Origin of the sequence: Syntrophobacter fumaroxidans MPOB (assembly GCF_000014965.1) — a bacterium.
Classification (GTDB): Bacteria; Desulfobacterota; Syntrophobacteria; order Syntrophobacterales; family Syntrophobacteraceae; genus Syntrophobacter; species Syntrophobacter fumaroxidans.
Genome location: NC_008554.1, coordinates 1,890,323 through 1,903,939, shown reverse-complemented (window position 1 = coordinate 1,903,939; position 13,617 = coordinate 1,890,323). Strand labels below are relative to the sequence as shown.

14 protein-coding genes and 2 tRNA genes are annotated in these 13,617 nt (G+C 60.0%); 7 read left to right on the top strand and 9 right to left on the bottom strand.

Annotated features, from left to right (window positions below; translation table 11 throughout):
* Nucleotides 1-2: 2 nt before the first annotated feature.
* The 7 genes from rplK to SFUM_RS07980 form a co-directional block, all read right to left on the bottom strand.
* Nucleotides 3-425 (bottom strand): 50S ribosomal protein L11, encoded by a 423-nt coding sequence (gene rplK / locus SFUM_RS08005; protein WP_011698403.1) that lies wholly within the window; start codon nt 423-425, stop codon nt 3-5.
* Between the two features lie 43 nt (nt 426-468).
* Nucleotides 469-999, bottom strand: a complete 531-nt coding sequence (gene nusG, locus SFUM_RS08000) for a transcription termination/antitermination protein NusG (RefSeq protein ID WP_041442078.1) — start codon at nt 997-999, stop codon at nt 469-471.
* 62 nt (nt 1,000-1,061) lie between these two features.
* The gene (secE, locus tag SFUM_RS22450; protein WP_011698401.1) at nt 1,062-1,409 is read right to left on the bottom strand and encodes a preprotein translocase subunit SecE; all 348 of its coding nucleotides are present in this window, start codon (nt 1,407-1,409) and stop codon (nt 1,062-1,064) included.
* 151 nt (nt 1,410-1,560) lie between these two features.
* A complete protein-coding gene (gene rpmG / locus SFUM_RS22445; RefSeq protein WP_011698400.1) occupies nt 1,561-1,710 on the bottom strand; it encodes a 50S ribosomal protein L33 in 150 nt (49 codons plus the stop codon).
* 30 nt (nt 1,711-1,740) lie between these two features.
* Nucleotides 1,741-2,934 (bottom strand): elongation factor Tu, encoded by a 1,194-nt coding sequence (gene tuf, locus SFUM_RS07990; protein WP_011698399.1) that lies wholly within the window; start codon nt 2,932-2,934, stop codon nt 1,741-1,743.
* A 145-nt stretch (nt 2,935-3,079) separates the two neighbouring features.
* Nucleotides 3,080-3,156, bottom strand: a tRNA-Thr gene (locus SFUM_RS07985).
* A gap of 165 nt (nt 3,157-3,321) precedes the next feature.
* A tRNA-Tyr gene (locus tag SFUM_RS07980) sits at nt 3,322-3,406 on the bottom strand.
* Nucleotides 3,407-3,823: 417 nt separating this feature from the next.
* On the opposite strand from SFUM_RS07980, the gene SFUM_RS07975 reads away from it, so the two are divergent.
* The 5 genes from SFUM_RS07975 to SFUM_RS07955 all read left to right on the top strand — a co-directional run bounded on the left by SFUM_RS07975 (nt 3,824) and on the right by SFUM_RS07955 (nt 8,139).
* The gene (locus tag SFUM_RS07975; RefSeq protein WP_011698398.1) at nt 3,824-4,531 is read left to right on the top strand and encodes a transglutaminase-like domain-containing protein; all 708 of its coding nucleotides are present in this window, start codon (nt 3,824-3,826) and stop codon (nt 4,529-4,531) included.
* On the top strand, nt 4,528-5,412 hold the full coding sequence (locus SFUM_RS07970; RefSeq protein ID WP_011698397.1) for an SDR family oxidoreductase: 885 nt from the start codon (nt 4,528-4,530) through the stop codon (nt 5,410-5,412). Before SFUM_RS07975 ends, SFUM_RS07970 begins: the two co-directional genes overlap by 4 nt.
* Before the next feature lie 290 nt (nt 5,413-5,702).
* Complete coding sequence (locus SFUM_RS07965) at nt 5,703-6,560, top strand: DUF3592 domain-containing protein (RefSeq protein WP_011698396.1); 858 nt, start codon at nt 5,703-5,705, stop codon at nt 6,558-6,560.
* A 335-nt stretch (nt 6,561-6,895) separates the two neighbouring features.
* Nucleotides 6,896-7,273: a hypothetical protein gene (locus SFUM_RS07960; protein WP_011698395.1), complete on the top strand. Its 378-nt coding sequence runs from the start codon at nt 6,896-6,898 to the stop codon at nt 7,271-7,273.
* A 149-nt stretch (nt 7,274-7,422) separates the two neighbouring features.
* Nucleotides 7,423-8,139, top strand: coding sequence for a M48 family metallopeptidase (locus SFUM_RS07955; RefSeq protein ID WP_011698394.1), 717 nt, complete (start codon nt 7,423-7,425; stop codon nt 8,137-8,139).
* Nucleotides 8,140-8,213: 74 nt separating this feature from the next.
* Here the strand turns inward: SFUM_RS07955 and SFUM_RS07950 are convergent, their stop codons facing one another.
* Together SFUM_RS07950 and SFUM_RS07945 are read right to left on the bottom strand one after the other, a co-directional pair.
* On the bottom strand, nt 8,214-9,338 hold the full coding sequence (locus SFUM_RS07950) for an acyltransferase family protein (RefSeq protein WP_011698393.1): 1,125 nt from the start codon (nt 9,336-9,338) through the stop codon (nt 8,214-8,216).
* A gap of 320 nt (nt 9,339-9,658) precedes the next feature.
* A complete protein-coding gene (locus SFUM_RS07945; protein WP_011698392.1) occupies nt 9,659-10,849 on the bottom strand; it encodes a citrate synthase in 1,191 nt (396 codons plus the stop codon).
* Between the two features lie 886 nt (nt 10,850-11,735).
* On the opposite strand from SFUM_RS07945, the gene SFUM_RS07935 reads away from it, so the two are divergent.
* Complete coding sequence (locus tag SFUM_RS07935; protein ID WP_011698390.1) at nt 11,736-12,659, top strand: AEC family transporter; 924 nt, start codon at nt 11,736-11,738, stop codon at nt 12,657-12,659.
* A gap of 178 nt (nt 12,660-12,837) precedes the next feature.
* Complete coding sequence (locus SFUM_RS21620) at nt 12,838-13,518, top strand: HAD family hydrolase (RefSeq protein ID WP_011698389.1); 681 nt, start codon at nt 12,838-12,840, stop codon at nt 13,516-13,518.
* Nucleotides 13,519-13,617 lie beyond the last annotated feature (99 nt).

The window sequence follows — 13,617 nt, the reverse complement described above, 5'->3', positions numbered from 1 at the left end:
TCCTATTCGACCTCGATCCCCATGCTGCGGGCGGTTCCCATGATGGTGAGAACGGCTGCATCCAAGTCCCTGGCGTTCAGGTCGGGCATCTTCAACTTGGCGATTTCCTCCACCTGGGCCCTGGTCACTTTGGCCACCTTGGTCCGGTTCGGCTCGTTGGAACCCTTGGCGATCTGGGCCGTTTTCTTGAGCAGCACGGCGGCCGGAGGGGTCTTGGTAATGAACGTGAAAGAGCGATCAGCATACACGGTGATCACGACCGGGATGATCATTCCTTCCTGTCCCTGGGTTCTGGCATTGAAGGCCTTGCAGAACTCCATGATATTGACCCCGTGCTGGCCGAGCGCGGGGCCGATGGGAGGCGATGGATTCGCCTGTCCTGCCGGTACCTGCAGCTTGATGTTGGTGACTACTTTTTTTGCCATTCTCGCTTCAACTCCTCAATGTCTCAATCTTAAACCCGCATGCTCAGATTCGGTTCACCTGCACGAAGTCCAGCTCCACCGGCGTGGAGCGGCCGAAGATGCTCACCAGAACCCGCACTTTTCCCTTGTCCGGCATGACTTCGTCCACGATCCCGTTGAAACTGGCGAAAGGACCGTCCACGACACGAACCTCGTCTCCTTTTTCGAAACGGAATTTCGGACGAGGTTTCTGGGCGCCTTCCTCCATTTGCAGGATGATCGTCTCCGCCTCCTCGTCCGAAAGAGGGATGGGGCGTTCCTGACTGCCTATGAAACCCGTGACCTTCGGGGTATGCCGCACCAGATGCCAGGTATCGTCGTTCAGTTCCATCTGTACGAGAATGTAACCGGGATAGAACTTTCGCGAGGAGGCCTTGCGCTGCCCCTTCACCAGTTCGATCACTTTCTCGGTGGGCACCAGGATCTGACCGAACAAAGACCCCTTTCCTTCGGCCTTGATACGTTCTTCCAACGCCGATTTGACCTTGTGCTCAAAACCCGAGTACGTATGGACTATGTACCATGACTTGGCCACGAAAAACCCCATTCAATAGCGTGTAAGAATCGCCCCGAAAACCGATATCGGCGCGTTCGCCGTCAGCCGATGAGCATGCGGACCAGAAGGCTCAGAACCTGGTCTACGATTCCCAGGAAAACGCCGCAAACGGCAACGATCACCAGCACCACGGCGGTGGAACCGACGGTCTCCTTCCGGGACGGCCAGACGACCTTTTTCAGCTCGGAAACCACTTCCCGAAGATACTGTCGGGAAGCATGCCACCAGGCGAGTCGCGATTCCTCCGGTTTCCTGGAGGGACGCTTGGAGGTTTCGGTCTTCTTCGGTTTGACCGCCCTGAGACTTGCCTTCCTGGAGCTTTCGGCCTTCGGTGATTTCGCGGATCGCTCCGCTTCATTCTTCTTCGTGAATAGCTTCGGCAGATTCATTCACATCCAGCCTGTTCAATGTCAGTTCCCTGACAGGTCGATGAACCGTTAGACAGAAGCCATCGAGGCAGGCGATCCAAACTCGCCGCGCCCCTTCGGACAGGGCATGCGGCATTTCGAACGGTCGGAACGCCTGCCGGCGGATTCCCGTCTATTTGGTTTCCTTATGCTCGGTATGAGCATGACAAAATCTGCAATACTTCTTGAAGCTCAACTTCTCAGGTGTCGTCCGCTTGTTCTTCGTGGTCGTGTAGTTGCGACGCTTGCATTCCGAACAAGCCAGGGTGACAAGAGTTCGCATGATCGCACACCTTATATGCTTTGAGTCGCGTTACTCGATGATCTCGGTGATGACGCCTGCGCCGACGGTGCGACCGCCTTCACGGATGGCGAAGCGCAGTTCCTTTTCCAGGGCCACGGGCGTGATCAGGTGGACCTCGGTGCTGATGTTGTCTCCGGGCATGACCATCTCCACCCCCTCGGGCAGCGTCATGATCCCCGTGACGTCGGTGGTGCGGAAATAAAACTGCGGCCGGTAACCCGGGAAAAACGGCGTGTGCCGCCCGCCTTCCTCTTTTTTCAACACGTAGACCTCGGCCTTGAACTTCGTGTGCGGCGTGATGCTCCCCGGCTTGGCCACCACCTGCCCGCGCTCCACCTCGTCGCGCTTGGTGCCCCGCAGCAGCACCCCCACGTTGTCGCCCGCCTGCCCCTGGTCCAGGGTCTTGCGGAACATCTCCACACCCGTGCACACCGTCTTGAACGTCGGCCGGAAACCCACGATCTCCACATCCTCGCTCACCCGGATGACCCCGCGCTCCACACGCCCCGTCACCACCGTGCCGCGCCCGCTGATCGAAAACACATCCTCGATGGGCATCAAAAAGGGCTTGTCGATATCGCGCACCGGGTCCGGCACATACGCGTCGATGGCTTCCATCAACTCGAATATGCACTTGGTGTCCGGATGCTCGGGATCGTCGGCCTCCAGCGCCCGCAACGCCGAACCCTTGATGATGGGCACGTCGTCGCCCGGAAAACCGTACTTGCTCAGAAGCTCCCGCAACTCCAGCTCCACGAGCTCGATCAGCTCCGGATCATCCACCATGTCCACCTTGTTCAGAAACACCACGATGTAGGGAACCCCCACCTGACGCGACAGAAGAATATGCTCGCGGGTCTGCGGCATCGGACCGTCGTCGGCCGCCACCACCAGGATGGCTCCGTCCATCTGAGCGGCTCCGGTGATCATGTTCTTGATGTAATCCGCGTGCCCCGGGCAGTCCACGTGAGCGTAATGCCGCTTGTCCGTCTCGTATTCCACGTGCGCCGTGGCGATGGTGATGCCGCGCTCGCGCTCCTCGGGTGCCTTGTCAATCTGATCGAACGGCACGAATTCGGCCCGGCCGCGCTTGGCCAACTGCTTGGTGATGGCCGCCGTCAACGTCGTCTTGCCGTGATCGATGTGACCCACCGTGCCCACGTTCACATGCGGCTTCGTCCGCTCAAATTTCTTCTTGCCCATCGTACTTCCTCCTGAAAATTTGTCTCAAATGCCGCACAAGCGATATTTCTTCCTGATCTTGACTTGTATTCAGGTGCCGAGTAGAGGCCGAATTCGAAGGGAGCATCGTGATTCGGCGTGCTCTCTCGATTAACGAGAAAAAAACTGGAGCCCACGACCGGGATCGAACCGGTGAACCTCTTCCTTACCAAGGAAGTGCTCTACCTACTGAGCTACGTGGGCCTGCGAGAAAGCAGCCAACAAGAATGATTGGTGAAGGTTCACACGTGATGTGGGAACGTATGCATGAAGCCTGCGATAGCTCTTTGCGGTCCCAAGACACCCTGTAGTCCCAACGACAATGACTCGCTGCTCGGCTGCCACCATCTCCTACACATCATGAAAAAGTGGTGGAGGGGGGAGGGTTCGAACCTCCGAAGGCTTCGCCGGCAGATTTACAGTCTGCTCCCTTTGGCCACTCGGGAACCCCTCCACACATGCGCTTCGCCTGGGTCGCATCAACCCAAGCAAGCTGTATCAAATACCACATGATAAGCACAATGACAATGATTTTTTCAGCCTGGAACAAGGATTATTTTGCCCAACCGCAAATCGCGCCGGCCCGCCGGCGTCCGCGGCCGCAACGCGTCCGTGAGCCCTTCGGGAAATCGGCATTGCCCTGTAGCACACTCTCGCAAACGTTGTCAAGCTCACAGCCGGCCCGGCTTTCCGGGACTTTCGTCAATGGACCGGCCGGTGACGCAAAATCGAGCGGAATTCGATGGAAAGAAGCGGAAAACCTTGAATGGGAAGCTTTCGTCATGATAATAGAAGGCATCGTTGAATTCATTGCCAATGGAGAATGCCCATAGAGAAAAGCCCGGCGCGCAGCTTGAAGAGACAATGACTCATGATGGACGCGGATCCCATTTATCTTCGGCCGACAGCCATCATCGACAGCGATCATCCCTCCGTGCGGGATTTAGCCGAAAAGACCGTGCGCGGCTGCGGCGATCCCAGACAGATGGCGGTCAGGCTGTACCTCGCCGTTCGGGACGGCATCTGGTACAGTCCCTATCTTCCGTTTGAAGAACCACTGTACTATCGCGCCAGCTATGTCCTGTCCTGCGGCAAGAGTTTCTGCATTCCGAAGGCTTCGCTCCTGTGCGCCCTTTCGAGGGCCTGCGGCATTCCGTGCCGGCTCGGATTCGCGAATGTGCGCAATCATCTTGCCGGCGAACGGTTGACCGATAGGCTCGGCACCGATGTGTTCGTATATCACGCTTTTGCGGAGTTTTTCCTCGGCGGCGGCTGGGTCAAGGCCACGCCCGCGTTCAATCGGGAGCTCTGCGAATGGTACCGTGTTCCCCCGCTCGATTTCAACGGCCGGGATGATTCTTTGTTTCAAGCGTTCAACAGCGAACATCAGAGGTACATGGAATATATCGAGTTCATCGGGAGTTATGCGGACGTTCCGGTGGAGGAGATCGTGAACGCGTTCGTGAAGACCTACGGTGAGAGGCGCGCCGAAAGCTGGGCCCAACGGCGCCGTGACGGCGGTTGCGATTCGGGTGGTCGGCCCGTCGTGGAGAAGAACTCCGCGGGTGACAACCGGTGAAGCGGTTGCTGTTGACGGGGGCGAGCGGGCTTCTGGGCTGGAATGTCTGCCGGCTGAAAAGGGACCGGTGGGAAATCCACGGGGTGGCCCACCGACATCCCATCGCCATTGACGGGGTCCGGGGCCACGTCGTCGATCTCACCGATCGCGCGCAAACCGCCGACATGTTCCGGAGGCTCAAACCCCGGGCCGTCATTCACGCCGCCGCGGCGACCAATGTCAACTGGTGCCAGGAAAACCGGGCGGAGTCGTATAGAATCAATGTCGAGGCGCCGTTCCACATCGCCGCGCTTTGTGCCGAATCAGCCATCCCTTACCTATTCATATCATCCGACATGGTTTTTGACGGGTTGAGCCCCCCGTACGGGGAACGGGACCCTGTTTCTCCGGTCAACGTTTATGGCGAACAGAAGGCGCGGGCCGAGGAAATGGTCGCCGCGGAATATCCGAACGCGGTCATCTGCCGCCTGCCCTTGATGTTCGGGGAACCGGGGCCTTTCTCGTCCGGTTTCGTTCAGCCCATGATCGAGGCGATGCGGTCCGGACGCGAGCTGCCGCTGTTCACGGATGAGATCAGGACTCCGGTGAGCGCTGAATCGGCGGTGGAGGGAATTTTCCTCGCGCTGCGGCAAACCGGAGGGATCCTCCACCTGGGGGGCCGGGAACGGGTCTCGCGGTACGCATTCGGTCTTTTGCTGGCGCGCCTGGCGGGTTTCGGGGAGGCTGGGCTGCGGGCCTGCAGACAGCGGGACGTCAAAATGCCCGCGCCACGCCCACGCGATGTTTCCCTGGACAGCACCAGGGCCTTCAGCCTCGGGTATTCGCCCGGCAGGATCGAGGACGAGCTGCGGAGGTTGCTCGCCTCCAGCCCGTTGCGATGAAGTCTTCTCCTCGGCGCGACTCCGGGTTTGATGGATTCGACCGCAACGTGCAAGCCTCCGTCGGGATTCCTTGCGAATATGCGGAGTTCCCTTCCCAACCGGACGGTTTTCTGCGATCGTGTATGGAGCGTGCACGACGCTGCCGGTCGAGCGCGGTGAGCGGGCGATTTCCCGCGTCCGGTCCCGGGAGGAGGGTTTCCGGAGCAGAGCGCATCGCGGCGGGGCGGGGTGCTGCGGGGATTGCCGAGTGTGAGAGAACAGCCTGAATCTCAGGAAAAGGAGTCGTGACGATGTCCGAGCCCCAGTCTGCAAGTTTCCCCATCGACCTCGTTGCCCGATTTGTTGGAAGGCTTTTTCAGATGATCATGCTGGCCGGCATGGGTCTCATGGTGTTCGGGGCAATGCCGGTGATCGAGGTGATATCGGCGGCCAACTGGCCTTCCACGAGGGGAGTGATCCTCTCATCCGGCGTCAAGGCCGGGACACCCGGGGGAAAGAGGTTGCGGACGCCCAAGGTCGTCTACCGATATGCCGTGAAGGACGTTCGATACCAAGGCGAGAGAGTTCGGTTCGGACCCGACTACATTCCGGGACGCCCGTCCGCCGCGGCCGTGGCCGCCGGTTATCGGGAGGGGGATGCAGTGGAGGTGTTCCATGACCCTGCCGATCCAGCGAAATCCGTGCTGGACAGGGCATTCCATCCAGGGATGTTCGCCATGCCCCTAGCGGGTTTCTTTCTCTTTTTAGTGGGCGGTGCGGTCAACCGCAAAATCACGGAGGTGACGAACGCTGTCCGGCAAAAGATTCCCCTGCCGGTGCCCCGGGGTGACGGGACCTTCCCGGACGGGAAGATCCGGGCTTCTTCGCCGCGCGTGGGAAGGGATGAAGATCCGGGAGGAAAGGCTTCGGTCGAGGGGTTTCCCGCCGGGGACTTCCTTGCCGGGGGGGCGCCCCGCGCGCGGAAGGTGGAAAAAACGATGTTCGGAAGGGACGCATCCGCCTGGTCGTCTCCCGGTCCCGCATTTCCGGACCCGGGGATCGGGTCGGCCCTCTCCTGGAGGACAATACTGATACGAGTGCTGTGGCTCGTCCTCGGGGTCCTGATCATCCTGTACCTGATCCGGGAAAGCGGGCTGCGCTTCGGATAAAACGGCGGCGACGCCCGGGGTGGTTCGATGGCTGCCGGCGCATAATCTTTGTTGGAGTCGTCAGGACTTCGGTATAGTATGCGTTGCCTGAGGGACGGACCGGCCCATGCGGATACCGCCCGGCCTTATGCTGCAACGTAGGCTGAGGCGTCGAGGCGATTCGAACCGGCTGACGGCTTTTGCCGCCGGCAAGAGCCCGTGTGTTTTCGGGTGACGAAGACGGGCGTTCGCCCCGGCCCGATCGTGGGATTCGGGGCGAGCGCCGCCTGAGCTCGCAGGATGGAAGAGGAGACTCTTGAGACAACCCGGTGTGGAATAAAGGGAGGTGGATTGTGATGAAACGTGCTCTTGCACTCTTTGCATCGATAGCTCTTGTCCTGTCTTGCGCCGGACTTTCGTCCGGTCAGCAAACCGGCGTGGCAGGTACCTATATCAGCAAGGATAACCCCAGGGAATACTTGAAGCTCAACCCGGATGGGACATTCTTTCTCAAGCAGAAGGTCAAGTCTTCCGGGGTGGAAGCGAAGTACCAGGGCATCGAGGGCAGGTACGCGCTCAGCGGAAAGGATTTGAAGCTCAAGCTGCAGGATGGCGGCGAGGCGACCGGGACGCTGGATGGGACGACCTTTGTGGACAGCGCGGGCACGCCCTGGCCGAAGGAAGGAACCGGTGGCCCCAAGATGAACAGAGAAGTCCGAAAGGGAAACAAGTAAAGGATGCTCGGGAAGCCTTGAAAGACGGGTGATCCGCGTTCTTGTACCTCCATGTCCCCTTGGACGGAAATGACGATGACGAAGGTCGTTTTTCTCCGTGAGCCGCCGGCTCACGGAGGTTTGCAGGATGGTGCCCGGATGGTCCCCCGATGAAAGACCCGGATACGGTTCCGCCCCATACCGTGCGTGTGAGCAAGAAGGCGAAGCGAATCATCCTGAGGATGCTGCCGGGCTGCAGGCTCGAGGTCGTTATTCCCCCCGGTTTCAATCGGGAAAAAGTGCCGGAGATTCTCGACCGGAAGAGGGACTGGATCGAGTTGGTCGCCGGGCGAAGCCGGTTGCATGAAAACAGCTCGGAGTCCCGGTTGTTTCCGCCGCGGACCATTCATCTTCGTGCGGTGGATGCCGAATTCGATGTTTTGTGTGTTCCCGGGCCGGGGCGAAGTGTCCGACTGGTTCGGACGGCCCCCGCGCGCCTCGAGTTGAGTGGAGACTTGACGGACCCCGAAACATGCCGCCACTTGTTCAAAGAGTGGCTCAAGCAAGAGGGACAGCGTCACCTTGTCCCCTGGTTGGGGAGGGTCGGCGCCTCCGCGGGAATTCCCTTCCGCAAGGCACTGGTTCGGGGGCAGAAGAGCCGGTGGGGGAGTTGTTCGCTCAAAGGCACCATCAGCCTCAACTACAAACTTCTGTTCCTGCCTCCCGAATTGGTTCGATATATTCTGATCCATGAGCTTTGCCACATGGAGCAGATGAATCATTCCCCCCAGTTCTGGGCCCGCGTCGGCTCTCTGGAACCTTCCTACAGAACGTTGGACGCCGCCATGAGCAAGGCGCGCCGATTTGTCCCCGAATGGGCCGACTGAAGCGAACCCGCGGGCGAACGAGGGCTCGTCCGCGCCGTCCTCCAGGCGCCTGCCGGCTCATCCGCCCTGCCATGTCAGGCCTTCAGGAACCAACGCCTCCTCCACATGAGCCACAGGGGCAGGAATGTGACCAACAGGAGGCCGACCCCGAACAGCAGGGACGCGGCCTTGGGATTCCCCACCTGGATGAGTATCCAGTCGTAGCACAGTCTCCGTATCTTGACCTGCGAGCCGTCGGAAAACGTCCAGTCGATGCCGCGCGCGGCTATCAACAGGAACATGGACAGCATGTAGGCCGTGATGGCGTTCGTGCCGAAGATTTCGAAAGGGATCGCCCAGCGTTTGCGGTCTTTCACATCGATGAGCCAATAGAACACCGCCAGCCCGGCCAGTGAGAGGCCGGTCATGAAGATGCTGTACGAACTGGTCCAGATGTTCTTGTTGATGGGGAGCCAGATACTGCAGAACCGGCCGAGCGCCAGCAGCGCCGCCCCCGCACCCAGCATCCCGGCGGTCTTCGCTTTTGCGGAAAACGTCGATCTCAGGAAGTGTCCCGTGAGGACTCCGAAAAGGGTGGAGGAGACGGCGGGGATCGTGCTGATGATTCCTTCCGGGTCCCAGGTTCGGTAGTGCGACCACATGTGCCCGTCAAGAAGCAGGGAATCGACGTAGGAGGCGAAGTTTCTTCCCGGTTCGAGAACCCCCGCGCCGATTCCGGGCACGGGGTAGAACTCCATCAGCAGCCAATAGAGGGCAAGAAGGCCCAAGGCCCAGATCGCCTGGCCCCGGAAGCCGGTTCCCAGCACAATCAGCGACGCGACGAAATAGCAGGCGGCGATTCTTTGGAGTACCCCGGGGATCCTCAGGTTGGAGCCATGGAAGTCGAGCATCACGTTGAGCAGGAGTCCGAGGAGGAAGATGAGCGACGTTCGTCTGAAGACCTGCAGCACCAGCCTCCAGGCGGGTTCTTCGCATTCTCTCCGGCGGGAAAACGAGAAAACCATGGAAACGCCCACGACAAACAGAAATGCCGGGAATATCGTGTCCGCGAAAGTCCAGCCGTTCCACTGGGCGTGTTTGAGCTGCGAATAGGTGTAGACCCACCTGCCGGGTGAGTTCACGAGGATCATCCCGGCAATGACGGCTCCTCGAAAGGCATCGAGTGAAGCAAGCCGGGTGTTCGTCGTTGGACTATTCATCGTCGTGAAACCGGCATGTCGTGTCCGTGGGACGTCCGAACCGGTCAAGCGTCGTGCTTTCGCGCCGGTCGCCCATCGGACGAGACCATGAAAGAAATGATACGGTCGAGTATCGTGGTTTTCCAAAACACGACCGCATGGGGCTGAGCTGCCGGATAGTCGTTGTCAGGGCGATGAGCGGGATGGACGAATGGGGCGAAGATTCCGTCTCGGAGTGGTCCGGGACGGCGGGGCGGCGGCCGGGCCCGTGTGAGAGAAGCGGAAAGAGTCCCCCGGCGGTGAAAACCCGCCGCGGGGCCAAGCCGGACGACGGCATGCGTCTACCGTTGCTCGATGGGCAGATAGGTGCAGCCGAACTGGCCGCAATAATGGCCGACATACTTGGATTCCGGACGGTACAATACGGGCTTCCCCTGCGCATCGCCGAATTTTTCCTCGATGATGTGCGAACACCAGCCGACCGCAATCGCCATCGCGAATACGGGAGTCATGATATCGAGCGGTATTCCGAGCATGGCGCAGAGCAGACCGCTGTAAAAATCGACGTTGGCCTTGATCTTCCTCTTGCCTCTTTTTTCGAATTCCCGGATGCATTCGGTTTCTATCGCCCTCAGGAAGTTGAACCACTCCTCGCGCTCGGTCTTTATGGCCACGTTTTCGCACAGGCCCTTGAGGATCTCGGCCCTGGGATCGGTGGTCTTGTAAACCGCGTGGCCCATCCCCATTATCTTCTCGCGCCGGTCAAGCTTTCCTTTAACCCAGGCGCCGATGTCCTTCGTGGTCATCCCCTGGTCGATCATGTCGAACATTACCCGCATGACCAAGGCGTTGGAGCCCCCGTGGAGGATTCCTGAAAGAGCTCCCACCCCTGCGGTGACCCCGGCATACAGGTGCGCCCGGGTGGACACCACTTCCCTGCAGGCGAATGTGGACGCACTGAAGGCATGGTCCGCCTGTAGAATCAGAGAGACTTCGAAGGCTCGGGCCATTTCCTCCTCGGGTTTCTTCCCGGTGAGCTTCCAGAGGAAGTTCCCGGCGTGACCGAGTTTCGGATCATGAGGCAGGGGCTGAAGACCGTTTCGCATTCTGTGCCAGGTGGTGATGATTTCAGGCAGTCGGGCGATGACCCGTATCGCTTTGCGCAGGTTGGCTTCTCTGGATTCGGCTGCGAGCTCCGGATCGATCATGGCGAGGATGGGAACCGATGCCTGAATGATGTCCATGGGATCGGACCTGCGGGGCCACAGCTTGAAGCTTTCGGAGATTTCGTCGGGGAGCCGGCCGGCTGCGGTGAGCGCGTCCCTGAAAGCGGCCAGTCCCTCTTTGTCGGGCAAACCACCGTTCAACAGCAGGTACGCGGTCTCCTCGAAAGAGGAAATCTCCGCCAGATCCTCGATACGGAATCCGCGGTATATCAGAATTCCGCGCACTCCGTCGATGTAACTTATTTTGGTGTCGGCCACGGTTATGCCGCGAAGACCGATATTCTTGAAGCTGACGTCAGTTTCCATCCGGCTCTCCGCAAGTTGCAGAAAAGGCCCGGGCTTCACCCCGTCCGGCCATCGTGCGACCACGGTTCGATCACGTCTCCGACAGGCCCGGCGGAGCTCCCTTTCGATCTGCTTCGCCGGGGAACGGGGTGCTTCCGAAAAACGGTTGGACCGTCGGATTCTCCCGGAAGTCCGAACCCGTCCGCCCCTGCAGAGCCGAGGTCATGACTGAAAAAGAACGCTCCCGCTGTTCCATTGACAAGGAAGACCCCTCGTACACTGCAGTCCTGAAAACGATGGGCCGCATGTCGACACCGCGACGAACCGAAGGCCCGGATCATGCCTCGAACGTTACAATAATCAAAACACTCTCAACAGGCAAGAACGCAGATTCACCCCGGGCGGGGTGCGTATCGACGATCCGGGTTATCCGGCATGTCCCGCGGCAATTCCGCGCGGAACCGTGTCGGATGGGCAGGCCGCGGGTATCCCACGTGCCTTCGCGCAACGCCTCCCGTCGCTCGACAATTCCAAACCGGCGGCGGCCCCGCGCCTTGGAAGCCGGACATTGGGAAACGAACAACCTATCTGCTGAGGGCTTTGCCTCTGACGGTCGATTCGACGCCGTTTCGCGACGCCCTGCCACCTCCCGTGCCCCGGCAACGCTGGGAATCCAGGAAGAAGCACAGGCTCCCGGCTTTCGCCAAGTTGAGGTTCGGGGCGGCCTGTTCCGCGTGCTCCCAGGGGGCCGAGCCGGCGGCCCATGTATCGGCAGGTCTTGTGTCGCCGCGCGTCATTCCTTGAGCTACCCCCTTGAATTTCCGCGATTTCACCGTATACTGCAGTCCTTTTCGACGCACCCGAAAAACTCGCAATGATTTCCGGCAAAGCCGATACAGGTGGATTCATGATCGCGGTGATCGACAGCATTTTCCCGGTTTGTGTCATCATCATCATGGGGAGTCTGCTGAGATGGTTTCGCCTGACGGACAACGAGTTCTTCCGAGTATCCGACAAGCTGATCTATTTCGTTTTTTTCCCCGCCATGCTGTTCTGGAAAATCGGAGGCTCCGGTTCCGGCGCCGATCTCGACTGGCAACTCGGGGTCGCCTGCGTCCTGGCGGTGTTCGCGTTGTGGGCGATAAGCCTGATCTTCATCAGGGCGTGGGGGGCTCCGGACTTCAAAGTGGGATCGTTCTCGCAGTGCTGCTACCGCTTCAACACGTATGTGGGAATGGCGATCGTGCTGAGCGCATGCGGTGAGGAGGGAGTTCGGCATTTCGGCATCGTCCTGGTTTTCACCATCCCTTTCATCAATCTCCTTGCGGTTTCGACGCTGATCTGGTTTTCAGAAAAGGAATTCGCACCGGGGCAGCGAAACCGGTTCCTGCTCAAGGCCATCGTTTCCAACCCTTTGATCCTCGCCTGCCTGCTGGGATTGGCTTTTTCCGGAACGGGGGCCCGTTTTCCCTCCTTCCTGGAAAACACTTTCCGCTTGCTGTCCTCGGTCAGCCTTCCCATGGCGCTCCTGTCCATCGGAAGCTCCCTGAGTTTTTCGATGCTGCGGGGACATTTGGCCCCGGCGCTCTGGGCATCCGTGCTCAAACTGTTCCTGCTCCCCGTGACGGGCTATCTGTTGCTCGACGTCTTCGGGGTTTCCGGCTTGCCCCTGAAGGTGGCCATGATCTACTTCGCGCTGCCGACCTCGACGGCCATCTACATCCTTTCGTCTCAGCTGGGCAGCGACACGGACCTCGCTTCAGCCGGCATCGTGCTGTCCACGATGTTGTCCCTGGCCTCGCTGACGGCGGTCCTGCTTGTCTTCCCGTAAGGGGCGTGCTTACCGTATTGTCCGCCGTGATCCTCCCCGAGAACGGATCCGGTCTGCCCGGGGATGTCAGGGGGCGGCATGGACCTTATCTTGAATCCTGGATGGTGGCCTCTGCCGATCGGCACCGGCCGTCGTTACGGCGGTTTCGAAAAGGTGATGACTGCATAAAGGCGAAAAAATGGAACCGGCGCGAATCAAAGTGTGCATATTCGATGTCAACGGCGTACTGATCGATTCCAACGCAGCCAACGCTCAGGCCATGGCGCAGGCGTTCACCGAGGACCCGGAACTGCAGGGCCGCATCGTGGACGTGTACCTGCAGCTCACCGGAATCGACCGTGGAAGCAAGATGCGCATCGTTCAGGAGCGGGTGGTGGGCAGACCCTTCACGGAGAACGAGTTCGAGCTCCGCTGGGAAGGATTCAAACGGCTCGGGCGCATCTCCATGCTCCGCGCTCCGCTGACGACCGGGTGCCGCGAGGTCCTCGCCGAACTCGGCAGGCTGAAGATCACACGAGTCGCCCTTTCGAATACCCCGCTGGAGGAACTGAGAGAAACCCTTGTAAATCGCGGCCTGAACGTTCTTCTGGATGAGATCCGGGGAGGGGGGGACTGGCCGAAGTCGGAGACGCTCGCCCGATTCCTCCGCGATTGCCGGATCGAGCCCCGCCACTGCCTCTTCCTGGGCGACGGCAAAGGCGACCTCGATGCGGCCAGGCGAAACGGCGTACCGTTTGCGGCAATCGATCCCGGCACGGGAGAATTTCGGGGCGAGACTGGATTCGACGGTCCATACCCCAACATCGCCGAGTGGTTGCGGAGCGTCTCGAGCCGGCTGCCGCAAGACGAACCGGCCTGAGGGGTCCGGGCCGTGTCTGCAAGTGCCCGTCCCCGCCGAAACCGGGTCCCCCGCCGGGAATGCATTACGGGTCCAGGCGGATGAGCGGCGCTTCGCGAA

Excerpts from the sequence above, each read along its gene's own strand:
- SFUM_RS07935 (WP_011698390.1), top strand. The coding sequence starts at position 11,736 with ATGATCGCGGTGATCGACAGCATTTTCCCGGTTTGTGTCATCATCATC.
- SFUM_RS07945 (WP_011698392.1), bottom strand. The coding sequence starts at position 10,849 with ATGGAAACTGACGTCAGCTTCAAGAATATCGGTCTTCGCGGCATAACC.
- SFUM_RS21620 (WP_011698389.1), top strand. The coding sequence starts at position 12,838 with ATGGAACCGGCGCGAATCAAAGTGTGCATATTCGATGTCAACGGCGTA.
- SFUM_RS07965 (WP_011698396.1), top strand. The coding sequence starts at position 5,703 with ATGTCCGAGCCCCAGTCTGCAAGTTTCCCCATCGACCTCGTTGCCCGA.
- SFUM_RS07955 (WP_011698394.1), top strand. The coding sequence starts at position 7,423 with ATGAAAGACCCGGATACGGTTCCGCCCCATACCGTGCGTGTGAGCAAG.
- SFUM_RS07950 (WP_011698393.1), bottom strand. The coding sequence starts at position 9,338 with ATGAATAGTCCAACGACGAACACCCGGCTTGCTTCACTCGATGCCTTT.
- tuf (WP_011698399.1), bottom strand. The coding sequence starts at position 2,934 with ATGGGCAAGAAGAAATTTGAGCGGACGAAGCCGCATGTGAACGTGGGC.
- SFUM_RS07960 (WP_011698395.1), top strand. The coding sequence starts at position 6,896 with ATGAAACGTGCTCTTGCACTCTTTGCATCGATAGCTCTTGTCCTGTCT.
- SFUM_RS07975 (WP_011698398.1), top strand. The coding sequence starts at position 3,824 with ATGATGGACGCGGATCCCATTTATCTTCGGCCGACAGCCATCATCGAC.
- rpmG (WP_011698400.1), bottom strand. The coding sequence starts at position 1,710 with ATGCGAACTCTTGTCACCCTGGCTTGTTCGGAATGCAAGCGTCGCAAC.
- secE (WP_011698401.1), bottom strand. The coding sequence starts at position 1,409 with ATGAATCTGCCGAAGCTATTCACGAAGAAGAATGAAGCGGAGCGATCC.
- rplK (WP_011698403.1), bottom strand. The coding sequence starts at position 425 with ATGGCAAAAAAAGTAGTCACCAACATCAAGCTGCAGGTACCGGCAGGA.